The organism is Microbulbifer sp. HZ11, from assembly GCF_000708675.1.
Lineage (GTDB): Bacteria > Pseudomonadota > Gammaproteobacteria > Pseudomonadales > Cellvibrionaceae > Microbulbifer.
In genome coordinates this window covers 1-22,332 of sequence record NZ_JELR01000001.1, presented here as the reverse complement: position 1 = coordinate 22,332, position 22,332 = coordinate 1, and the positions used below count along the sequence as shown (strand labels likewise).

Annotated in this window: 19 protein-coding genes; 11 read left to right on the top strand and 8 right to left on the bottom strand. The window is 53.6% G+C overall.

What is annotated here, in order from left to right; genetic code table 11:
* Positions 1-41 precede the first annotated feature (41 nt).
* On the bottom strand, positions 42-374 hold the full coding sequence (gene grxD, locus AU11_RS00085; protein WP_043315455.1) for a Grx4 family monothiol glutaredoxin: 333 nt from the start codon (positions 372-374) through the stop codon (positions 42-44).
* 324 nt (positions 375-698) lie between these two features.
* Here grxD and AU11_RS00080 point away from each other — a divergent pair, with 324 nt between their 5' ends.
* The 10 genes from AU11_RS00080 to AU11_RS00035 all read left to right on the top strand — a co-directional run bounded on the left by AU11_RS00080 (position 699) and on the right by AU11_RS00035 (position 14,648).
* A complete protein-coding gene (locus AU11_RS00080) occupies positions 699-1,886 on the top strand; it encodes an aspartate aminotransferase family protein (protein WP_197023730.1) in 1,188 nt (395 codons plus the stop codon).
* A gap of 27 nt (positions 1,887-1,913) precedes the next feature.
* The gene (argF, locus tag AU11_RS00075) at positions 1,914-2,828 is read left to right on the top strand and encodes an ornithine carbamoyltransferase (protein ID WP_043315452.1); all 915 of its coding nucleotides are present in this window, start codon (positions 1,914-1,916) and stop codon (positions 2,826-2,828) included.
* Between the two features lie 916 nt (positions 2,829-3,744).
* Positions 3,745-6,687: a ribonucleoside-diphosphate reductase subunit alpha gene (locus AU11_RS00070; protein ID WP_043315450.1), complete on the top strand. Its 2,943-nt coding sequence runs from the start codon at positions 3,745-3,747 to the stop codon at positions 6,685-6,687.
* Positions 6,688-6,919: 232 nt separating this feature from the next.
* Positions 6,920-8,209: a ribonucleotide-diphosphate reductase subunit beta gene (locus AU11_RS00065; RefSeq protein WP_043315448.1), complete on the top strand. Its 1,290-nt coding sequence runs from the start codon at positions 6,920-6,922 to the stop codon at positions 8,207-8,209.
* A 258-nt stretch (positions 8,210-8,467) separates the two neighbouring features.
* Positions 8,468-9,040, top strand: coding sequence for a hypothetical protein (locus AU11_RS00060; protein ID WP_043315446.1), 573 nt, complete (start codon positions 8,468-8,470; stop codon positions 9,038-9,040).
* Between the two features lie 313 nt (positions 9,041-9,353).
* Positions 9,354-9,917 carry an NlpC/P60 family protein gene (locus AU11_RS00055; protein WP_043315443.1) on the top strand — a complete coding sequence of 188 codons (564 nt, stop codon included), beginning with the start codon at positions 9,354-9,356 and terminating at the stop codon, positions 9,915-9,917.
* 93 nt (positions 9,918-10,010) lie between these two features.
* Positions 10,011-10,487, top strand: coding sequence for a YcxB family protein (locus tag AU11_RS00050; RefSeq protein ID WP_043315441.1), 477 nt, complete (start codon positions 10,011-10,013; stop codon positions 10,485-10,487).
* Between the two features lie 94 nt (positions 10,488-10,581).
* On the top strand, positions 10,582-11,262 hold the full coding sequence (locus AU11_RS00045; protein ID WP_043315439.1) for a zinc metallopeptidase: 681 nt from the start codon (positions 10,582-10,584) through the stop codon (positions 11,260-11,262).
* A gap of 114 nt (positions 11,263-11,376) precedes the next feature.
* Entirely contained in the window at positions 11,377-12,435 is a 1,059-nt protein-coding gene (locus AU11_RS00040; RefSeq protein WP_043315436.1) for a linear amide C-N hydrolase, read from the top strand.
* An 806-nt stretch (positions 12,436-13,241) separates the two neighbouring features.
* Positions 13,242-14,648, top strand: a complete 1,407-nt coding sequence (locus tag AU11_RS00035; RefSeq protein WP_043315434.1) for a hypothetical protein — start codon at positions 13,242-13,244, stop codon at positions 14,646-14,648.
* A 248-nt stretch (positions 14,649-14,896) separates the two neighbouring features.
* On the opposite strand, the gene AU11_RS00030 is transcribed toward AU11_RS00035, so the two are convergent.
* The 6 genes from AU11_RS00030 to AU11_RS00015 all read right to left on the bottom strand — a co-directional run bounded on the left by AU11_RS00030 (position 14,897) and on the right by AU11_RS00015 (position 20,446).
* Positions 14,897-16,453: an IS1182 family transposase gene (locus AU11_RS00030; protein ID WP_043315428.1), complete on the bottom strand. Its 1,557-nt coding sequence runs from the start codon at positions 16,451-16,453 to the stop codon at positions 14,897-14,899.
* A gap of 196 nt (positions 16,454-16,649) precedes the next feature.
* Positions 16,650-17,048, bottom strand: a complete 399-nt coding sequence (locus AU11_RS17920) for a GFA family protein (protein ID WP_081847845.1) — start codon at positions 17,046-17,048, stop codon at positions 16,650-16,652.
* A gap of 182 nt (positions 17,049-17,230) precedes the next feature.
* Positions 17,231-17,710: a hypothetical protein gene (locus tag AU11_RS18200; protein WP_156035050.1), complete on the bottom strand. Its 480-nt coding sequence runs from the start codon at positions 17,708-17,710 to the stop codon at positions 17,231-17,233.
* A 129-nt stretch (positions 17,711-17,839) separates the two neighbouring features.
* Entirely contained in the window at positions 17,840-18,247 is a 408-nt protein-coding gene (locus AU11_RS00025; RefSeq protein ID WP_043315432.1) for a hypothetical protein, read from the bottom strand.
* A gap of 122 nt (positions 18,248-18,369) precedes the next feature.
* Positions 18,370-18,711 (bottom strand): DUF6508 domain-containing protein, encoded by a 342-nt coding sequence (locus tag AU11_RS00020; RefSeq protein WP_156035048.1) that lies wholly within the window; start codon positions 18,709-18,711, stop codon positions 18,370-18,372.
* Positions 18,712-18,889: 178 nt separating this feature from the next.
* Complete coding sequence (locus tag AU11_RS00015; RefSeq protein ID WP_043315428.1) at positions 18,890-20,446, bottom strand: IS1182 family transposase; 1,557 nt, start codon at positions 20,444-20,446, stop codon at positions 18,890-18,892.
* Between the two features lie 410 nt (positions 20,447-20,856).
* Here AU11_RS00015 and AU11_RS00010 point away from each other — a divergent pair, with 410 nt between their 5' ends.
* Positions 20,857-21,819, top strand: coding sequence for an IS110 family transposase (locus AU11_RS00010; protein WP_081847844.1), 963 nt, complete (start codon positions 20,857-20,859; stop codon positions 21,817-21,819).
* 15 nt (positions 21,820-21,834) lie between these two features.
* On the opposite strand, the gene AU11_RS00005 is transcribed toward AU11_RS00010, so the two are convergent.
* Positions 21,835-22,257: a hypothetical protein gene (locus tag AU11_RS00005; RefSeq protein ID WP_043315426.1), complete on the bottom strand. Its 423-nt coding sequence runs from the start codon at positions 22,255-22,257 to the stop codon at positions 21,835-21,837.
* Between the last annotated feature and the right edge of the window lie 75 nt (positions 22,258-22,332).

The following is a 22,332-nucleotide window of genomic DNA, read 5'->3' as shown; positions in this document are numbered from 1 at the left end:
TTTTTTTGTGCCCGAGTTTTCACTCAGAAACTCAGCAGCACTTACTCGCCCTGCTCCGCGTCCTTCGCCGCCTCCTCGATCAGGGTCTTCAGCTCGCCGCTCTCATGCATTTCCATAATGATGTCGCAGCCACCGACCAGTTCCTGCTTGACCCACAACTGCGGGAAGGTCGGCCAGTTGGCGTATTTCGGCAATTCCTGACGGATATCCGGGTTGGACAGCACGTCCACATAGGCAAAACGCTTGCCACAGGCCATCACAGCCTGGGAGGCACGCATGGAGAAGCCGCACTGCGGGGCGTTGGGGCTGCCTTTCATATAAAGCAGAATGTCGTTGTCGGCGATCTGCTTTTTGATGTTTTCCAGAGTATCCATAGTGGAAGCTAACCTCGGCTTGAAAGTCGGTTGGTAATTCGGTGGATAGTAGAGTGACCCGGCACCGCGGGCATCTAACCGTAACAGAAAGCGCGCATTGTACCCGATTCCAACCCGATTCCCACGGAAGCCCCGCAATTGCCCACGAGTGGGCACGGGCTGCTGGCTCCGGGCCATGGCTGTGCTAGTATTGCCGGTTCCCCGGGGAAATTGCGGTCAAGATACGCCGAAGGCGTATTTTCTGCGGTTTCCCTTTTGCTTTGGGCCTCCCTCTTTCCATAGAAATGCCCAACAACAGAGACCCACCCACAGAGGAGATATACGGTGGCTACTCCCGCACTGATGCAGAACTACGGTAACAGAACCCTGACCCTGGTCAGAGGTGAAGGTAACTACGTGTGGGACGATAATGGCCGACGATATCTCGACGCCCTCTCCGGGATCGCCGTGTGCGGCCTCGGCCACTGCCACCCGGCAATTACCCTGGCGATCCAGGAGCAGGCCAATACCCTGCTGCATGTGTCGAACCTGTACAACATTCCGCCCCAGGAGCAACTGGCCGATAAGCTGGTGACGCTGTCTGGAATGGAGAACGTGTTCTTCTCCAATTCCGGTGCCGAAGCCAACGAGGCAGCCATCAAGCTGGCGCGCAAACTCGGCAACGAGCGCGGCCTCGCCTGCCCGAAGATCGTGGTGACCGAAGGCGCATTTCACGGGCGCACCCTGGCCACCCTGACCGCCACCGGCAACCCCAAGGTGCAGCAAGGGTTTGCCCCACTACCGGAAGGTTTTTTGCGGGTGCCCTATAACGATGTGGCAGCCATTGAAGCACTGGCCAATGCGCACGACGACATCGTGGCCATTCTGGTGGAGCCGGTACAGGGTGAAGGCGGCATCCGCATTCCCGATAGTGACTACCTGCCGCGCCTGCGCGCACTGTGCGACAACCGGGACTGGCTGCTGATGCTGGATGAAATCCAGACTGCCAACGGCCGCAGTGGCAAGCTGTTTGCCTACCAGCACAGCGACGGCCTGCTGCCGGACGTGGTCACCACCGCCAAGGGTCTTGGCAACGGCGTCCCCATTGGCGCCTGCCTGGCTCGCGGCAAGGCGGCCGAACTGTTTACCGCCGGCGCCCACGGTTCCACCTTTGGTGGCAACCCCCTGGCGTGCCGCGCTGGGCTCGCGGTACTGGACACTCTGGAAAGCGAGTGGCTGATAGAAAAGGCAGCGAGCCTCGGCACACAACTGCTGGATCAGCTCAAATCCGAGCTGGCTGGCTGCGCCCACGTCCGGGACATCCGCGGCCTCGGCCTGCTGATCGGCATCGAACTGGATCGCCCATGCGCCGAGCTCGTAGAACTGGCCCGCACACAGGGATTACTGATCAACGTCACCGCAGGCAATGTGGTGCGCCTGTTGCCGCCGCTCACCCTGAACGATGCGGAATGCCAGCAGATCGCCACCAGTGTCGCCGCACTGGTACGGGACTTCGCGCAACAGGCCGCCTGACGACAACGGAATTAAGAGGATATCAATATGGCAGTCAGACACTTTCTCACCCTGCCCGACCTGAGCCGGGAAGAGCTGCGCGCAGTCATTGAGCGCGCCATCGAACTCAAGGCCCTGCGCAACCAGGGCATCGCCAGCGAGCCGTTTCGCAACAAGGTGCTGGGAATGATTTTTGAAAAATCGTCCACCCGCACCCGGGTTTCCTTCGAGGCCGGCATGGCACAGATGGGCGGCAGCGCCCTGTTTCTGTCCCCCCGCGATACCCAGCTGGGCCGCGGCGAGCCCATCGAAGACAGCGCGCGGGTTATCTCACGCATGGTGGACATGGTGATGATCCGCACCTTCGGACACAACGTGCTGGAGCGCTTCGCAGAATACAGTAAGGTGCCGGTCATCAACGCCCTGTCCGACAGCTACCACCCCTGCCAGTTGCTGGCGGACCTGCAGACCTATGTGGAGCACCGCGGCAGCCCGGAAGGCAAGGCTGTGGCCTGGGTGGGTGATGGCAACAATATGTGCCACTCCTATATCAACGCCGCGCTGATGTACGACTTTGAACTGCGCATCGCCTGCCCGGAGGGCTATGACCCGGACGAGACCATCCTCGCCCGTGCCAAAGACCGGGTAAAAGTCGTGCGTACCCCGAAAGAGGCGGTCACCGGTGCCGATTGGGTTGCCACCGATGTGTGGGCCTCCATGGGCCAGGAGACCGAACAGCAGATCCGCCTCAAAGCCTTCGACGGTTATCTGGTGGACCACGAGCTGATGAGCCATGCCAACCAGGACGCCATCTTTATGCACTGCCTCCCCGCACACCGCGGCGAGGAAGTCAGCGGCGAACTGCTGGAAGATGAGAAAATCTCCGTGGTCTGGGACGAGGCGGAAAACCGCCTGCACGCGCAGAAGGCGCTGATGGAATTCCTGCTGGACAACAGCAACTGACTCCCTCAGCCCCTCCACCGTTGAGCGCCAGCCTCTCAGCCCCGAGAGGCTGGCGCCACTTCCTCTGACAAGGACAAAAGAACGCAACTTGTCCACAGGCTGCACGCTGTCCAACCTCACATGCCACAGCAACGGCGCACAATCGCGCTGTAACCCAACAGCAATAATTCCCCACATGATCGAAAATGGCCTGACGCCCAAATCGACCTACTGGTGCCGGTTTGATCAGGGAATACACAACTGGGAATTGTTATTGCCGGGCTTAATTTGAGACGGGTTTACTATTAAAAAATATTCTTAAATTGTGGATAGCACGCCATCCACTGTTTACTTTTTATACCCAGCCAGTAATGGCGGGCGCTGCCGGGGAATAGAATTCAACCTCGCACCGTCTACCCACAAATTATCCACAAGTAACTCCGTAGTTATCCGCCTTGAATTACCCCCCCAACCGCATTATCTTGTTGCTCATTCGAGATCGGACCCCAATATATTGGGTTTAAGCACTTGGCAGCCCCCAGATGTAGCCTAGGCGACATCGGGGAAAATGGCGCAATGTGACTTTCTGCGCCAGCAGATCAACCACAACATATAGTGTCTGTACTCTATCGCATCAACTAGCTGGCTTGGCAGGTTATCCACTTTTCGCTCCTTCAGCGCGAAAGTGACGCCTGGAGCAAACGCCCAAGCCAAACGCAGTATCAAAGCAGTACCCCACAAGAGTTATCCGAGCGAAGCCACGGCTTCGCCGCCGCTACTTGTGCCTGTGGAATCATTACGATTCGCATAAAAACTGTGCTGAGTGGCGAAAGATCGATCGCGAGAAAATTTAAGGCCACAAGCCGACACACTGAAGAATCAGAGCAAAAACCCAGGCAGTCGACCCCGACACGCACGAAAACTTACGGAGAAATTCATGCACACAGAGACAGGGCGTTCCCAGTCTGTGCCAAATGGCACTACCAAGGATTCGGTAACAGACCAGGCCAGCAGCAACACCTCACTGGCTGCCACCGCCCCCGGTCAGATTCGCGTCATCAAGCGCAACGGCACCGTGGTGCCCTACGCCGACAGCAAAATCTCCGTCGCTGTTACCAAAGCATTCCTCGCCGTCGAAGGCGGTACCGCTGCAGCCTCCAGCCGCATCCACGAGCGCGTGGCCGACCTGGTTGCCCAGATCAGCGCCACCTTCAAGCGCCGTATGCCTTCCGGCGGCACCATCCATATCGAAGAGATTCAGGACCAGGTCGAGCTGGAACTGATGCGCGCCGGCGAGCACAAGATCGCTCGCGACTACGTTCTCTATCGCGAAGAGCACGCCCGCCTACGCGCTGAAAAAGAGAAAGAAAAAGCCACCGCTGTGGCCCAGTCCACCGATACCCATCCGAGTATCCGCGTAAAGATGGAAGACGGTTCACTGGTCCCGCTGGACATGGAGCGTCTGCGCACCATCGTCAGCGAAGCCTGCGAAGGCCTGACCGATGTGGACGCCGGCCTGATCCTGAACGAAGCGCTGAAAAACCTCTACGACGGCGTTTCCGAAACTGACATCAATACCGCACTGGTGATCACCGCGCGCACTCTGGTTGAGCAAGAGCCCAACTACACCTACGCTACCGCTTTCCTGCTGCTGGACAAACTGCGCAGTGAAGCCCTGCGTTTCCTGGACGTGGCCGAGTCCGCCACCCAGAAAGAAATGGAAAGCCTGTACAAGCCTGCCCTGGCCGCCTACGTGGCCAAAGGTATCGAGCTGGAACTGCTGGACCCGGCGCTGGCCAACTTCGACCTGGAAAAACTCGGCGATGCGATCAAGCCCGAGTGCGATCACCAGTTCACCTACCTCGGCTTGCAGACCCTGTACGACCGCTACTTCCTGCACTCCAACGAAGTGCGTTTCGAACTGCCGCAGCTGTTCTTCATGCGCGTTGCCATGGGCCTCGCCATCAATGAAGACAAGCCGAACGAGCGCGCCATCGAGTTCTACGAACTGCTGAGCTCCTTCGACTACATGAGCTCCACCCCGACGCTGTTCAACGCCGGTACCCTGCGTCCGCAGCTGTCCTCCTGCTATCTGACCACCGTGCCAGACGACCTGCACGGCATCTATGGTGCCATCCAGGACAACGCCATGCTGTCCAAGTGGGCAGGCGGCCTGGGTAACGACTGGACGCCAGTGCGCTCTCTCGGTTCCTACATCAAAGGCACCAACGGCAAATCCCAGGGTGTTGTGCCCTTCCTGAAAGTGGCCAACGACACCGCAGTGGCAGTCAACCAGGGCGGTAAGCGCAAGGGCGCCGTGTGCGCGTACCTGGAAACCTGGCACCTGGACATCGAAGAATTCCTTGAGCTGCGCAAGAACACCGGTGACGACCGTCGCCGTACCCACGACATGAACACCGCCAACTGGGTACCGGACCTGTTCATGAAGCGCGTATTCGAAGACAAGGAGTGGACCCTCTTCTCCCCGGCGGATACCCCGGACCTGCACGACCTGTTCGGTGACAAGTTTGAAGAGCGTTACAACCACTACGAGCAACTGGTGGCCGAAGGCAAACTGAAGCTGCACAAGAAAGTGCGCGCGGTGGACCTGTGGCGCAAGATGCTGGGCATGCTGTTTGAAACCGGCCACCCCTGGATCACCTTCAAGGACGCCTGTAACCTGCGCAGCCCGCAGCAGCACGCCGGTGTGGTACACAGTTCCAACCTGTGCACCGAGATCACCCTGAACACCAAGGCCAACGACGAGATCGCGGTATGTAACCTGGGCTCCGTAAACCTGTCCCAGCACATCGCTGAAGACGGCACCCTCGACATGGGTAAGCTGGAAAGCACCGTGAAGACCGCCGTGCGCATGCTCGATAACGTTATCGACATCAACTACTACTCCGTGGAAACCGCGCGCCAGTCCAACATGCGTCACCGCCCGGTGGGCCTGGGCCTGATGGGCTTCCAGGACGCGCTGTACAAGGCCGGTATCTCCTACTCCAGTGATGAAGCCGTCGCCTTCGCCGACACCACCATGGAAGCGATCAGCTACTACGCCATCTCCACCTCCAGTGACCTGGCGGCAGAGCGCGGTACCTATGGCAGCTACGAGGGCTCTCTGTGGAGCCAGGGCATCCTGCCGATCGACTCCATTGAAATCCTGGCCAAGAACCGCGGCGAGCAGTTTATCGACCAGGACACCAGCAGCACCCTGAACTGGGATCTGGTGCGCGAAAAAGTCGCGAGCCAGGGCATGCGTAACTCCAACGTGATGGCCATCGCCCCGACCGCCACCATCGCCAACATTACCGGCGTATCCCAGTCCATCGAGCCCACGTACCAGAACCTGTACGTGAAGTCGAACCTGTCTGGCGAATTCACCGTAGTGAACCCCTACCTGGTACACGACCTGAAAGCCCGCGGCCTGTGGGACAAGGTGATGGTCAACGATCTCAAGTACTACGAAGGTTCCGTGCAAAAGATCGACCGCGTACCGGCCGATCTGAAAGCCAAATACGCCACCGCGTTTGAAGTAGAGCCGCGCTGGATCGTGGACGCCGCCAGCCGCCGTCAGAAGTGGATCGATCAGGCCCAGTCCCTGAACCTCTACATCGCCGGCGCCAACGGCAAGAAGCTGGACCTGACCTACCGCATGGCCTGGTACCGCGGTCTGAAGACCACCTACTACCTGCGCGCACTGGCCGCCACCACCACGGAAAAATCCACCGTGAACAGTGGCACCCTGAACGCAGTAAGCGCCGGCGGCGCCTCCGCTGCCAGCGCCGCACCGGCAGCGCCACAGGCAGAGCCAGCACCAGCAGCCGTACCCGCAGCCTGCTCCCTGGACGACCCGGACTGCGAAGCCTGCCAGTAAGCGCTGGTTACAAGCTGACGTTACAAGCTAAAAAGACTCTCGGGGGAGAGCACCGCGTGGAGCCGCTGGCAGCAGCGGCCTCCACGCAACCAAGACCATAAGCGCCGCCCCGGCATCGGGCAAAAACTCAACAAAAGAGTCAAACCCGGGCCGGGTGCAGGTCGCACACGAAACATACTTTGGATGCCCCATTACCAATGGGGCATCGCACGGAAAAAGATAAGGGGAAGTCATGCTGAGCTGGGACGATATCGACACACAAGCCAAGCCAGAGCCCAAGAAAGCCGAACCGCAACCGGTGCCGGGTGCACTGCAATCCGAGCAGCAGGCAGTCACCGAACCCAGCGCTAACTACCAGGTAGAGAGCGCCAGCAGTGCCCCGGCATCGACCGCGGCCCAAGCCAATTCCACGTCCACCGCAGCGCCCTCTTCTGCCGTAGAAGCCGCGCGCGCCGCCGTAAATGACCTGGATCCGGCCCCGGGCCTCGAAGAACTGGAAATGGGCGCTGCTCGTATCCAGGTAGACGAAAAGCGCATCATCAACTGCCGCGCCGACCTGAACCAGCTGGTACCGTTCAAGTACGACTGGGCCTGGCAAAAATACCTCGACGGCTGTGCCAACCACTGGATGCCGCAGGAAGTAAACATGAACAAAGACGTGTCCATGTGGAAAGACCCCAACGGTCTGACCGAGGACGAGCGTCGCATCGTGGAATACTCTCTGGGTTACTTCTCCACCGCCGACTCTCTGGTAGCCAACAACCTGGTGCTGGCCATCTACCGCCACATCACCAACCCCGAATGCCGCCAGTACATTCTGCGTCAGTCCTTTGAAGAAGCCATCCACACCCACGCCTACCAGTACTGTGTAGAGTCTCTGGGCATGGACGAAGGCGAAGTCTTCAACATGTACCGCGAAGTACCCAGCGTCGCCAAGAAAGCCGCCTGGAGCCTCGCGCACACCGGCTCCATCAGCGACCCCAACTTCAAGACCGGCACCGCAGAAACCGACCAGGAACTGCTGCGCAACCTGATCGCCTTCTACGCGGTGACCGAAGGCATCTTCTTCTACTGCGGTTTCACCCAGATCCTGTCCATGGGCCGCCGCAACAAGATGACCGGCGTTGCCGAGCAGTTCCAGTACATCCTGCGCGACGAGTCCATGCACCTGAACTTCGGCATCGACGTCATCAACCAGATCAAACTGGAAAACCCGCACCTGTGGACCGAAAAGTTCCAGCAGGAAGTCACCCAGATGATCCTGGAAGGTATGGAACTGGAAGTGGCCTACGCCCGCGACACCATGCCCCGCGGCGTACTCGGCATGAACGCGGCCATGATGGAGGAATATCTCCACTTCATCGCCAACCGTCGCCTATCACAACTGGGCCTGAAAGAACAATTCCCGGGCGCCCAGAACCCCTTCCCGTGGATGTCCGAGATCATGGACCTGCGCAAGGAGAAGAACTTCTTCGAAACGCGGGTTATCGAATACCAGACCGGTGGTGCGCTGCAGTGGTAACGCACTGAGAACACATCGACTGTAGAAAAGGATTTACTACAAGAAAGAGTCGCTCACAGGATGAGAGGTATTGAAGCGGGCGAAAGCCCGCTTTTTTTATTCTAGGTGCACAGGTAACTTGCTCCGAGCCATTGATCTGTTTGAGTTAAAGCGAGGGCCAGGGAAGTCATATCTGGTCAGGGATAGCAGAAAAAGCAGGAAGAATTAAGAGAGGGTATTGGCGCCGAGCAAATCCATTACGCGCCCTTTGAGCCAATAATGATTCGTTATTTTATCGCCACCCTATTGTTATTAATCGCATCGAACGCCAATGCGTGCAGCCCTATCGTTCCATGGAAATTGATTGAGGAGGGGTTAACCCTGGAAGAGGCAGAGATAACGTCGGCCGATGTGGTGTTCCATGGCTTCCTGATGGAGTCCAGAACAAGCGCGTTATCGGATGACGAAATGGAAGGCGAAAGGCATTATATTTTTCACGTTATCGAACCATTTAAAGGTGGCATTCACGCTCATCAAAAGATAGAGGTTGTTCAGCAACGAGCGTACTGCAGCTTCCCCCTGAAATTTGATCAGGAATTCTTGGTCTATCTGGAGCGAGAACAGGATGGACGATATCGATTGGCCAATATGAAAACATCGAGGTTACGCGCGAGGACGCTGGACCTGAGTGTGACAGACGACAAGAAAGCGTATGAATTGCTGCAATCCACAGGGAATATAGCGGCGTACGAGGTGTCGTCGACCTTCGATGACGGCACTCCCAAGAGCCTTACTCTCACCAAAGAAAAACAGCTTGAAATAATTCGGGCTACTGCAGAAAGACTTCGATGAAAGCAGTGTTCAGTATAATGTATTAACACCGAAACCGTCTTTATCTTGAGACCTCCTATTGCCCTAACCCCTTATCGTCGACCCACTGCTATGCGCCCGCTACTACCTCCGGCGCCACTCCACTTGATATACAGTTCAAAAACAAACAGAAAAGGCATGCAGTCTGGCAGGAACTGCAGCCCCTCAAATTTCCATCAGGCTGCGCGGTTCAGCACCGATTCAGCTAGCACCGGTACCATTGTGCCATCCTCAAAACCAACCTCGCCCGTCGACTCGCGGACGCGGTTTGCTGTGATGGCATCGATGTACCCCAATGAAAAGAAGACTACTGCTGCCCTATTCCCTTACGATCCTCACAATGGCCGGTTGCAGTATGGCCCCCGATCAGACGTCGTCGGAAGACACCGCCAGCACCTCACATAACCCCGCCAACGAACGCCTGCAGCCCGCGAAACCATCCAAGTCCAAGCCTACCCCCTCACCGACTGATTTGCTCACGGAAAGCCTGTACCAGCAGCATCAGGAGTGGAAGGGTATCCCTTATCGATTGGGGGGCATGAGCAGGCGTGGGATCGACTGCTCGGCACTGGTCTACCTTATCTACCGCGACCATATGGGGATTGAACTGCCGCGCACTACCCGGTATCAGGCGATGGCTGGAGAGGCCATCAATCAGGGCCAGTTGCGCCCGGGCGACCTGGTATTCTTCAGGACGGGCCGCAGGGGACGACACGTGGGGATCTACATCGAGAATGGCAAGTTTTTGCACGCCTCCGTGTCCAAAGGCGTCACCATCTCGCACATGCAGGATTACTACTGGAAAAATCGCTACTGGCGGGCGCGCAGGCTGGCACTCGAATTCGATGATGACCCCTGATCGCGCACGGCAACGTATTGGCCCCTATCGGAAATCACGTCGCCTGCCTGTACAATAATCCCCCACCTCGGCATACAAAGAACACTTTTCTGCATGCAGCCTTTCAAAAAACAATTCACCCTATCAAGGGATTACCTGGCCGAATGTTTTGATCAGTCCCTCCCCTATGGAAAAGGTGCCAAGCCCAACTACCTGTTCCCGGCCCTGATGCTGGCTGCAGGTGCAGGATCACTGATTTTTACCGATCAGCCCCGGGTATTGGGCTATATGCTCATCGCTTTTGCGATTCTGGAGCTTCTGCATATCCGCTTCCGACGCGCCTGGTGGCTGGCGCGGCAGATGTGGGGCAAAAGCGCGGGTAGTGAAGTGACCGTCATTGTCGACGAACGCGGGATAACGACTCAGAGCGAGCACACACAGACTGCACTGCCATGGTCAGATATCGAGGATGTCATTGAGACAGATTTGGGGTTGATCATTGCGGCGAAATCCGGTGGCAGGCACTACTTGTCCAAATCCTTGTTTACTGAAGATCTGATCGGTGAGATTGTCGCCAGATCCAAGAGTTAATACGAATTCGCTCCAGCGTTAGAAGCATTGCAAAAACAGCCATGTAGGAGCTACCTTCTGGCGACCAGGCTTAACATCTACTGAATCGCGCCGAATGCCATACATACTTGCCACTCTAGCCATCACCGCTCTGATCGCGGGCCCGCAACTATGGGTGCGCTATGTGTTATGGCGACACTCCACTGAGGTCGGAGATATGCCGGGCTCCGGCGCGGAATTGGCCGAACACCTGATCGAGCGATTTCAACTCGAGGGAGTAAAGGTCATTGAGGCCGGCAAGGATCAGAACTACTACTCGCCGTCGGAGAGGGTTGTGGCCCTCAGCCCGGATGTGTACCACGGCAAATCGGTAACGGCAGTGGCGGTGGCCGCTCATGAGGTCGGCCATGCGATGCAGTTCTGCCGCGAGGAGCCCATCTCCAAGCTGCGGGACAAATACCTGGGTCGGGCCGGGCAGATCCAGAAGATCGGCGGCACCATCCTGATCGCCGCCCCTATTCTTACACTGCTGATCAAATCACTGGTCGTCTTTCTGTGGATAGGTGTGATCGCGGTGATCACCATGCTGGCTTCAGTATTGATGTACGTGGCGATACTGCCGGAAGAGTACGATGCGAGCTTCAATAAGGCCCTGCCCATATTGCGGGAAGGCTACCTGCCGGCGCACCTGATGGGCAAAGCCCACAGCGTACTGAAAGCCTGTGCCTTCACCTATGTGGCGGGGGCTCTGCTGGACATATTGCGCCTTTGGCGCTGGGTACGATTTATTCGCTAGCTCAGCCGGGGATTCGTTGCTGGCGACTATCCCATTCCTTCTTGCTCTATTAACCGCGAGGACCCAGAAAACAGTACCGACGTTTACTACACTTCACCCAAAGAGGTACCGTCGATGCTGAACCTGAAACTCCTACCTGTATGTTACAGCCTGCTGTTCTCGGCCCTGATCTTCGCGACCCTGACACAGCCCACCGAAGCCTGCACCCGAGTGCTCTGGAATGACAACGGCCTGGCCGTGGTTGTTGGCCGCACAATGGACTGGCCGGAGTCGACCGAGCCGGTTTTGACGGTGTTGCCTCGGGGAATGGCGCGTGATGGTGGCCGCACCGGAGATACTGTGACGGTAAAAGACAACCCAGCCCAGTGGACCTCAAAATACGGCAGTTTGGTGACGACGATCTATGGCATTGGCACCGCGGACGGCCTGAATGAGAAAGGCCTGAGTGGTCACCTGCTGTACCTCAATGCCACCGACTTCGGACCACGGGACCCCAAGCGTCCGGGTGTACAGGCCGGACTCTGGTTGCAATATTTGCTAGATAACGCGGCCAGCGTCGAGGAAGCACTGGCGCTGATGGAACAGATCCAGATCGTGATGACGGAAGCCCAGGGACACAAAGCCACGGTGCACCTGGCGATCGAAGATGCCAGTGGCGACTCCGCGGTGCTTGAATTTATCGACGGCAAACTGCTGGTTCATCACGGCAAGCAGTATCGGGTGATGACCAACGATCCGACCTATGACGAGCAACTGGCGCTGCTGAAAAAACAGGACTACTCCAACCCCAGCAGTGACACGCCGCTGCCAGGAAATGTAAATCCCGTCGATCGTTTCCAGCGCGCCAGCTACTATTCCGCAATATTGCCAAAGCCAGCCAATGAACGAGAGGCCATTGCCGCAATCCTCGCCATCGCACGCAATGTCTCGGTTCCCTTCGGGGCCCCCTACAAGGGATTCGGTATTTATAACACCGAGTACCGCACGGCAATCAATCTGACCGACCGACGGTACTTCTTTGAACTGACCACCAGCCCAAATGTTATCTGGGCGGATCTGAACAACTTCGAACTGGCCCCCGGCTCACCGGTTATGCTGCTAGACCCGGACAACATAGCGCTGTCAGGTGATGTGAGCGACAAGTTTCACGCGGCCAGCAAGCCTCCCTTTTGAATGCACGAAACCGGCAACAGAAACATTCCACCCGAGACTTACACGCGCTGCCCGGTCACCAAATCCGCTGAATCACTGACCACCAAGGCCACGAGTCCCGCTGGTAATCAGTGCCGATCTACCCACCTGTTTCTCCTAAGCTCGTCAACACTGAAACCAGCCTAGCCAGAAGACTGTCGCTGATACACATATCAACTCCGATACCATTAATGTCAGGCAATTCTCGCTGAACTGGAGGCCCTACAGAGCCAGTTCCCACCTCAGGAATCAGACGTTCACGAAATCCTGCGAGTGGATATGCCGAGCCGCTTCGCTTCTACGGTGGTGCTGCCCCTTCTACTAGGATGGCTGGTTCGTGTAAGTGTCCTAACAGACGGGAACTGATTTTCCGCCATGGTATTCCACAGACTCTCCATGATCTCCAGCAGTATTAACTCATTGATTATTCGAAAAAAATTGGTAATCGACCGGCAACATTCGAATACCGGAAAGTGGAGAGGTTTACCAGCAACCCATGCCCAGCGCACTTGCAGTCAATACCACAGGCCGGTATCTCGCCAATTGATTGGCTGGCCTGGGTATTGCACAGCTACCAAAGATCGGTATTGTGGAACACCTAAACAGCGGAGCGCTGATACCCGTTCTCACCGAATAACCTGCTGAACCGATGCCAGTATCACTGCTCTACCCGACCCATCGTCAGCTGTCGAAACGACTCTCGCTATTTATGGAATGGCTCCAATCAACGGTTAAAAAAGTTGAGCAGCAGAATGCCTCACCACCAGCGCCGAAGGAAATGGAAAACTATGCGCACCCTTAAAAAAATCGTCATCGGTTATGTACTCTTCAACCTGTTACTCGCCGGACTGTTCTTTTCCGCTGGCGGACTTCAGATGCTCGAAAAGCCACAAATACCGCAAGTTGAATCCCCTGGGTCACTGGCCTCAGATCTGGAGTACTTCAAGCAAGTCGTCCTCGCCAACGAAAAAGACATCACCCCAGAGCAGGCCGCAGAGTTCAATCAGATCGTAGAGTCCGCCCCCGCGCCGCAGTCGGAAGATGACCTCACCTTACTTGTATTACAGGCCCTCTCTGTCTTCGAGAACGCCCACACCACCGCACTGACCACGAAAATGCACCGGCTTCCGGTACGCTTTCACTGGACCTCTGACGGGCTCATCATCGTAAAAGCACGCGCGGACCACAGCGCCTTACTCGGGCAACGCGTGCTATCCCTCGGCGGAAAAACCCCGGAAGAACTACTACCCAGCACAATGGTTCTCACCGGTGGTGGCACCGAGAGCTGGCGGAAGTATCGCAGTGAGTTTCTCTATTCTGCACCCAGCGCACTGTCATTAATCGGCGCTACAGTAACCAAAGGATCCGTAGAAATACGCACATTGAGCCCCGATAACGTCGAATCGCGCGTACAACTCACAGCTGAGAACGAAACCAAGCCCGGCGACCCCTTCTGGGAATTCCGAAACGCATTTCCCGAAGATGAAAGCTTCGCCACCAAAGGCTGGACATCCGTACTACGCAAAGGTGATCACCTCCCCCTATACCTCCAGGAAAGCGACAAGCTGTATCTGCTACGCGAGCTGCCTGAGCACGATGCAATCTACGTTCGAATGAATGCGAGCTTTGCCGACAAAACAGAAACTCTCGATGAATTTGAGCAGCGAATTTTAGAGCTTGGTACTAAGTCGCAGGCTCAACATTACATCGTGGATTTCCGCTTTAACCGTGGAGGTGACTACACGAAAGTCCTCCCAATTGTCCGAACCATAGCCGATGCCACACAGGAAAATGGCCGCATATACCTGATCGTAGGGCCTAACACCTTTTCTGCAGGTATTATCGCGGCAAGTCAATTTAAACACCTCACCCCACAAAACCTTGTAATTGTAGGAAGCCAGGTTGGCGATAAACTACGATTCCGCGCGGAAGGTTTCTACCCCAAATTGCCCGTTTCAGGAATTCAACTGTATCTAACCAAAGGCTGGACTGACTTGGCAGACGGGTGTGGTTGGTTCGATGATTGCTGGCCACCGAACAAAATATTACTTAACGGAATAGGTAAACTCGAAATTGACATTCCCGCTGAGAACACCTGGACCTCATATTTGTCAGGGATAGATTTGGTCATTGACGCTGTATTTGAGGATATCAAACGTGAATCCACTGAAATTTCGTCAATGAAGAGTGGGTAAGTTGGCAGGAGGAAAATCAATGTCGCGGTTTAAACTTGATACTAGACTATTGACCAGAAAATGAAAAAGTTCAAATTGCCTCACATGCCATAACGAGCCTGTAGAAAAACAACTCCCGGCAGTCGTCGCTTCAAGGCTCTTTTCTCGTATACATACTGACTGCCATTTAACCACACTAATTTCACTTACTCACGCATGCGCGTATTTTCACCATATCGCCCCAAAATTAATGCAGAAGCCCCTAGGAATTAATGTACTGCGCCGTATCGCATCAACTTTTCGATATTATGCACCAAACAGAACATCTGCCACTGCCCCTGCACCTTGTGTTTTCCACGCAACGAGAAGCGACTCAGTCGCTTGTTTGTGCCAATATTACCGAAGACTGGCTCGACCACCGACATGCGATGACTGTAAATTGTCTTGCCTTCCACGCTATCGACCCGTCTTTTCATCCAGTCCGTTGCTGTTTTACCATTCGTCCAAGTAAAAGAGACTTGTCGTCCGTGGCCATCCCGGGTATCCGCCGATTCGGGATTGCGCATACATTGGCTTTTTAGCGGGCAGTGTCGACAGTCTGTGAGTCGCCCTTCAAAGTGAAGTTTTTGCTTCCCCTCGCTGACGCGCTCATCTCGGTAGAGCAACATTTCATTGCCGGCGGGGCAGATACAGGTCTTACTTCTTTTATTGAGTCTGAACTCGCTAGCGGGCAGAACCTGCTTAACGCCCTTTACCGTATCTTGGTGACGCTTACCGTGTTTTTCTTTTTGCTTGGCAAACGCCTTGTCGCGGGAACGGAACTGGTTGTCGGGAATGAAGGCATTGACACCTTCACTTCTCAGCATCTCGTTATTAGATTCACTTGAGAATCCGGTATCTGCGGTAACAATGACCTGGTCCGAAAGAATATCCTCGGCGATACCTGCGTTCCGATAACGCGTGTTAATGCCGTCAAGAATCGGCTTTAAGGTATGCGCTTCCTGCCCTTCCCCGAAGGCTTGCGCCTCCACGACAATCTGATGTTTCTTGTCGACCGCCGCAATTCCGTTATAGCCCTGGATGGTGCCTTTACTAGTCTTCATCTTGGCCGACTCGTTGTCGGTGATGTTACTTTTTACTTCTTTCGGTTTCTTGCCCTGCCCCATCCTTGGGGCTTGCGTCTTTAGGAAGTTGTCGATCTTTTCAAAGTGCTTCTCCAAGGTCTTCTGCGCCTGCTCGAGCCGCTGCTTTCGCTCCCGTTCGGCGGGCTTCCTTCCATCCAGCTTCTTATGCTCGGAGAGACAATGACGGATCTTCTTGCGGATCTTCGCCTGCTTTTGCTCGAGCTCTTTAAAAGTTCCAGAGTGTGACTTGCTGGCATTCGACGACATCTTGCAGCCATCAATGGCAAAGAGTTCATTACCCAAAAGACCTTCCTGGTCGCAAACCATCAGCACCTGCTCAAAGACAGACTGTATGGCATCGGGATAACTACTGACAAAGCTGGCAATGCTGGTGAAGTGCGGCACGCTGTCACAGGACAGAGCTTTGAACAGTATATTATGCTCACACTGCCATTGGATCTCCCGGCTAGACGTGATGCCTTTGGAGTAAGCGAACAGGATAATCTTCAAGAGAATAGCCGGATCGTATGCAGACCGCCCACCACCTTCATTCTTGTACTTGTCGTAGAAAGCGGAAAGATTGATACGGTTATCGATCAGGTGATGCAGCGTGTACTCGAAGGTATTCGGCTGCAATTGATCTTCGAAATTGATTACAACCATTGTGTCCTGGCTGTAATTATAGGGCTTGAAGTTGGGCATGACGGGATCTCGGAACCGGGCCCGCAGATTTTATCAAAATCTACTAGGTTTTTAGAGTTTTTCTACAGCCTGAACGCCCAGCGCAGGCGCAGCCAGCGCGGAGCGCATTTTGTGTTAATGTTTGAGCGACAGCGAGTAACACAAAAGGTGCGTAGCGTTGGCTGTCGCTCTGCCGCTGTTTGTTATGTGCTACGGGCTACCGGCCTGGCTGCCACTCTGGGTGCGCGTGAATATGCTCACCGTACTCCAACCAAGAAACCTCATGAGATTTCCAGATACCAAACTCGGCTTTAACCCCAGGATCATCATCTAACGTAGCCACACGAAGAACGTAATTTGGACTACCTTCTTTCTCAGCGATTAGCTGAGATCCACAATTTGAGCAAAAGTACCGAACTTTTCCAGGCGAAGATTCATAACCTGAAATTTTATCCTCACCCTTTTCCCACTTAAAATTCTTCTTTGAAACTGCAGCAGCTGTATTAAATGCAGCTGAATGTGCCTTTCTACAGGTTTTGCAGGAGCAGTGTTGAATTGGGCTTTCTAGCTTTTCTATTTGATACTGAACCTGACCACACAAACAGCTTCCTTTCATACAAATAATGTTCCTTCAGTGCTCTGGCACATAACGCCCGCAGCAGGGGCGACCAATGCTATGCACATTTTGTGCGAAACTGGGAGCGCAGCGACCCGCACATAATGTGCATAGCGTTGGGCGTCCCGTGGAGGCCCGTAGGGCCGGAGCAAACTGCCTGCGTTTGTTAAGTCCGAAAATGGCTAATCTTTGTTCATTAGTGGTTCAAATTTATATATTAATTCGTGCTCGAATAACATTCGATCACGCTCGCCGGCTAAGAACCATACTGCAATACATGTAGGTGCTGATGGACGAACAGTGACTGACTCTCCTGAGTCCAGCCTCTCGTTTACATCGAGTAATCCAGAATCAAAATGTCTTTTGAAATACTCACCAATGACACTCTCTTTGGAACACCAGTGAGTTCTTAGCCTATTATTAAGCTCGCCTGATCTTCCGACATATATTGGGTTTACGCTTGCAAATGATGAAAAGAAGTAGCTATCAAATATGAAGTAACAGCCTCCTCGCTCTTGAATTCCGGTAAATGGATAGCTATCACCAGCTTGTTCTCTTGCTCTATGATCGAGAACTTCTCCAGGAATCAGCATATCCGGAAGCTCTACTTCGTTTTCATCAAAATAATCAATCATAAATTGATCAAGCAACGTATATCCCATGATTTTGACTTTCTGGACTTAACGCCCAGCGCAGGCGCAGCCAGCGCGGAGCACCTTTTTGTTAATGTTTGAGCGCCAGCGAGTAACAAAAAAGGTGCGTAGCGTTGGCTGTCGCTCTGCCGCTGCTTGTTATGCGTGCCGGGTGAGGTTCACGCGAATTACGTCTTTGTGGACGCCGTAGACCAGTACAATACCGAGCTTTTCATTGAAGTAGTGAGCCATAATTCCGTTACTCAACCTCAGCTCCCAATCCCCTAGGTTTCCGTATCTTGCAAGGTATAGTTTTAACTTTCTTGCCTTTCCTTTAGCCCAAAGCCTACCAATTGGATCGTTGTGCCAAACCGAAGAAATTACACCACTTTTCTCATAAATTGCGATATCAAATTTATCAGTATTTACACGATACGAGATTTCACTATCAGAACTCTCTTCGACTGGAGATTCCAGTTTCGAAATAATCTGGATACCATCATTAATAGATTGTCCGAGATCAATTTTTGGGCTTAATAGTTTCTTTGGCCAAATTGAGTTAATCATGTCCTATCGCATAACGCCCAGCGCAGGCGCAGCCATCGCGGAGCGCATTTTGTGTTAATGTTTGAGCGTCAGCGAGTAACACAAAATGTGCGTAGCGTTGGCTGTCGCTCTGCCGCTGATTGTTATGCATGGTGCAGCTCTTGAAGCCTTTCAAGGACTGGATCCAGACTCCTATTTTTAAGAATTTGCTCCCAAGATCCATCACAAAACCTTTCAGACCTTGCCGCGGCAGTTAAGGCCCACTTAATCTCTTTTGTGTTTGCGTTTTCTATTGACGCTAGAATCCCGCTAATTTCTTTTGGCTGATATTCATATGCAACCCAAGGGGGAGACTCTAACAATTTCATGAAATTTGAAATTTCTTCCGGATAAATAGGGTATCCATCACTACGAGAGATCTCATGAACCACTGAAACTGCTGTTTGATAGCTCAACAACAATTTCCATATTTCCTCAATTTTCATTATCTCAGCATTCCTTTGCATAACGAGCCTGTAGAAAAACAACTCCCAGCAGTCGTCGCCTCAAGGCTCTTTTCTCGTTTACATACTGACCGCCATTTAACCACACTAATTTCACTTACTCACGCATGCGCGTATTTTCACCATATCGCCCCAAAATTAATGCAGAAGCCCCTAGGAATTAATGTACTGCGCCGTATCGCATCAACTTTTCGATATTATGCACCAAGCAGAACATCTGCCACTGTCCCTGCACCTTGTGTTTTCCACGCAACGAGAAGCGACTCAGTCGCTTGTTTGTGCCAATATTACCGAAGACTGGCTCGACCACCGACATGCGATGACTGTAAATTGTCTTGCCTTCCACGCTATCGACCCGTCTTTTCATCCAGTCCGTTGCTGTTTTACCATTCGTCCAAGTAAAAGAGACTTGTCGTCCGTGGCCATCCCGGGTATCCGCCGATTCGGGATTGCGCATACATTGGCTTTTTAGCGGGCAGTGTCGACAGTCTGTGAGTCGCCCTTCAAAGTGAAGTTTTTGCTTCCCCTCGCTGACGCGCTCATCTCGGTAGAGCAACATTTCATTGCCGGCGGGGCAGATACAGGTCTTACTTCTTTTATTGAGTCTGAACTCGCTAGCGGGCAGAACCTGCTTAACGCCCTTTACCGTATCTTGGTGACGCTTACCGTGTTTTTCTTTTTGCTTGGCAAACGCCTTGTCGCGGGAACGGAACTGGTTGTCGGGAATGAAGGCATTGACACCTTCACTTCTCAGCATCTCGTTATTAGATTCACTTGAGAATCCGGTATCTGCGGTAACAATGACCTGGTCCGAAAGAATATCCTCGGCGATACCTGCGTTCCGATAACGCGTGTTAATGCCGTCAAGAATCGGCTTTAAGGTATGCGCTTCCTGCCCTTCCCCGAAGGCTTGCGCCTCCACGACAATCTGATGTTTCTTGTCGACCGCCGCAATTCCGTTATAGCCCTGGATGGTGCCTTTACTAGTCTTCATCTTGGCCGACTCGTTGTCGGTGATGTTACTTTTTACTTCTTTCGGTTTCTTGCCCTGCCCCATCCTTGGGGCTTGCGTCTTTAGGAAGTTGTCGATCTTTTCAAAGTGCTTCTCCAAGGTCTTCTGCGCCTGCTCGAGACGCTGCTTTCGCTCCCGTTCGGCGGGCTTCCTTCCATCCAGCTTCTTATGCTCTGAGAGACAATGACGGATCTTCTTGCGGATCTTCGCCTGCTTTTGCTCGAGCTCTTTAAAAGTTCCAGAGTGTGACTTGCTGGCATTCGACGACATCTTGCAGCCATCAATGGCAAAGAGTTCATTACCCAAAAGACCTTCCTGGTCGCAAACCATCAGCACCTGCTCAAAGACAGACTGTATGGCATCGGGATAACTACTGACAAAGCTGGCAATGCTGGTGAAGTGCGGCACGCTGTCACAGGACAGAGCTTTGAACAGTATATTATGCTCACACTGCCATTGGATCTCCCGGCTAGACGTGATGCCTTTGGAGTAAGCGAACAGGATAATCTTCAAGAGAATAGCCGGATCGTATGCAGACCGCCCACCACCTTCATTCTTGTACTTGTCGTAGAAAGCGGAAAGATTGATACGGTTATCGATCAGGTGATGCAGCGTGTACTCGAAGGTATTCGGCTGCAATTGATCTTCGAAATTGATTACAACCATTGTGTCCTGGCTGTAATTATAGGGCTTGAAGTTGGGCATGACGGGATCTCGGAACCGGGCCCGCAGATTTTATCAAAATCTACTAGGTTTTTAGAGTTTTTCTACAGCCTGAACGCCGACAACAGGGGCGGCCAATGCTATGCACCTTTTGTGCGAAAACGGACGCGCAGCGGCCAGCACAAAAGGTGCATAGCGTTGGACGTCCCGCGGAGGGCCGTAGGCCCGGAGCAAACTGCTTGGCCTTGTATGGTCAAATTCCCCATATCTTCGATAAAGTGAGGCCGTAACTTGCCTCCACAAGTTACCGGTGTGGCAGCTCGATGCCTGGCAGGAGCAGGTTCTACCTAGCCCGTTAACAAGCGTGTAGCGCCACACCGACCCTATGTATAACCCGAACAGTCGAATGGGCCTCATGAGCCCGAATGTAGCAAGGATGGGATGATCTCACAATGCGCGAAATAGCTACAAAAGGGGTAAACGTCGGTGCAGATATTGGAAAGGCTTTTCTTGATATCTACATCCACGAGCGAGACCGGTATTGGCAGATTGATAACACCAAAACCGAGATCAATAAATGGATCAAGGCGATACGCCGGTTCAAGGTCGAAAGGGTCGTGCTAGAAGCGACTGGCCGGTATGAGCGCTTATTTTACGAGCAGTTGGCTGAGGCCGGTATTCCCGTCGTCATAGTCAACCCTTTAAAGGTCCGACGCTATGCAGGAGCTGCCGGCATCCTCGCCAAAACCGATAAAGTCGATGCCAAGCTGATTGCCGAATTTGGTGCGGTAATGCAGCCAGAGGTGATGCCTCCGGAGTCAAAAATTCAGCGTCAAATCAAAGACTTACTGGTTAGGCGGCGGCAGCTTATGACGATGCGAACGATGGAGAAGAACAGAGGCAAGATAATGCCGAAGTGCCTCCAAGCTGATTACCGCCGCCACATTAAATTCCTCGAAAAGGAAACTGAGAGAATCGACGAAAAGCTCGATAAAGCAATTAAAGCGGAGGAGCTTTGGCGCGCCAAGCGCGAGCAGCTCGAATCGGTTCCTGGGGTAGGCAAATTACTGGCTACTACGCTAATAGCGGAACTGCCGGAGCTGGGTAACCTGAGCCCCAAGGAGATCGCAGCACTCGTCGGCGTAGCACCATTTAATAGAGACAGCGGATCACTCAGGGGGAAGCGTCGAATAAGAGGTGGCAGAGCATCTGTTCGAACGATTCTCTATATGGCGACCCTTTCATCGACGATTCACAATCCGATGATCCGAGAGTTTTATAAACGGCTCGTGAACCAGGGCAAACATAAAAAAGTCGCCCTCACGGCCTGCATGCGGAAGATGATCGTAATACTAAATGCCATGGTGAGAGACGGAACTTACTGGGGAGAAAGCGACCTCAAGTTGGCAGCTTGACATCACAGTCGCTTGTTAGGCCGTGACTTTAGCACTGGCTCTCTCAGCCTGGACAGCTAAAACTGCACCAGACATAAAATCTACTGCAGTAAGCCAGTGAGGCTCAGCCGTTTGGTTTGGCTCGACCATAATGATACCATCAGCCCAATCTTCATCTACCCAATAGCCAAACGAGTTAACACAGTCATCTTCGGTAAAGGGTACTTCTGAATCCCGAGGCATGAAACGGAACTCACTTACTTCTTTGAACTCAACGGCTAATGCCTTTGGAGTATCTGGGCTGACCCAATCTCCATTTGAGCGCTGCCAATTCAATACTAACTTTCGGTACTCAACAGAATAATCCAGATTCGTGAAATCGAAGTTATTGTGCAAATCAAGCTCGTACCCTTCCAGCACAAGATATATTCCATCAACGATTTTAAAGTTCCGATTCATAGATTGCTCATGGGCCTAACGCCCACGGCAGGGGCGGATTACCTTATGCGCGTTTTGCGCAAAAATGGGAGCGAA

Coding starts and splice junctions, on each gene's coding strand:
- argF (WP_043315452.1), top strand. CDS start 1,914: ATGGCAGTCAGACACTTTCTCACCCTGCCCGACCTGAGCCGGGAAGAG.
- AU11_RS00050 (WP_043315441.1), top strand. CDS start 10,011: ATGCAGCCTTTCAAAAAACAATTCACCCTATCAAGGGATTACCTGGCC.
- AU11_RS00010 (WP_081847844.1), top strand. CDS start 20,857: ATGCGCGAAATAGCTACAAAAGGGGTAAACGTCGGTGCAGATATTGGA.
- AU11_RS00020 (WP_156035048.1), bottom strand. CDS start 18,711: ATGAAAATTGAGGAAATATGGAAATTGTTGTTGAGCTATCAAACAGCA.
- AU11_RS00055 (WP_043315443.1), top strand. CDS start 9,354: ATGAAAAGAAGACTACTGCTGCCCTATTCCCTTACGATCCTCACAATG.
- AU11_RS00005 (WP_043315426.1), bottom strand. CDS start 22,257: ATGAATCGGAACTTTAAAATCGTTGATGGAATATATCTTGTGCTGGAA.
- AU11_RS18200 (WP_156035050.1), bottom strand. CDS start 17,710: ATGGGATATACGTTGCTTGATCAATTTATGATTGATTATTTTGATGAA.
- AU11_RS00060 (WP_043315446.1), top strand. CDS start 8,468: ATGATTCGTTATTTTATCGCCACCCTATTGTTATTAATCGCATCGAAC.
- AU11_RS00035 (WP_043315434.1), top strand. CDS start 13,242: ATGCGCACCCTTAAAAAAATCGTCATCGGTTATGTACTCTTCAACCTG.
- AU11_RS17920 (WP_081847845.1), bottom strand. CDS start 17,048: ATGAAAGGAAGCTGTTTGTGTGGTCAGGTTCAGTATCAAATAGAAAAG.
- AU11_RS00070 (WP_043315450.1), top strand. CDS start 3,745: ATGCACACAGAGACAGGGCGTTCCCAGTCTGTGCCAAATGGCACTACC.
- AU11_RS00030 (WP_043315428.1), bottom strand. CDS start 16,453: ATGCCCAACTTCAAGCCCTATAATTACAGCCAGGACACAATGGTTGTA.
- AU11_RS00045 (WP_043315439.1), top strand. CDS start 10,582: ATGCCATACATACTTGCCACTCTAGCCATCACCGCTCTGATCGCGGGC.
- AU11_RS00040 (WP_043315436.1), top strand. CDS start 11,377: ATGCTGAACCTGAAACTCCTACCTGTATGTTACAGCCTGCTGTTCTCG.
- AU11_RS00025 (WP_043315432.1), bottom strand. CDS start 18,247: ATGATTAACTCAATTTGGCCAAAGAAACTATTAAGCCCAAAAATTGAT.
- AU11_RS00015 (WP_043315428.1), bottom strand. CDS start 20,446: ATGCCCAACTTCAAGCCCTATAATTACAGCCAGGACACAATGGTTGTA.
- AU11_RS00065 (WP_043315448.1), top strand. CDS start 6,920: ATGCTGAGCTGGGACGATATCGACACACAAGCCAAGCCAGAGCCCAAG.
- grxD (WP_043315455.1), bottom strand. CDS start 374: ATGGATACTCTGGAAAACATCAAAAAGCAGATCGCCGACAACGACATT.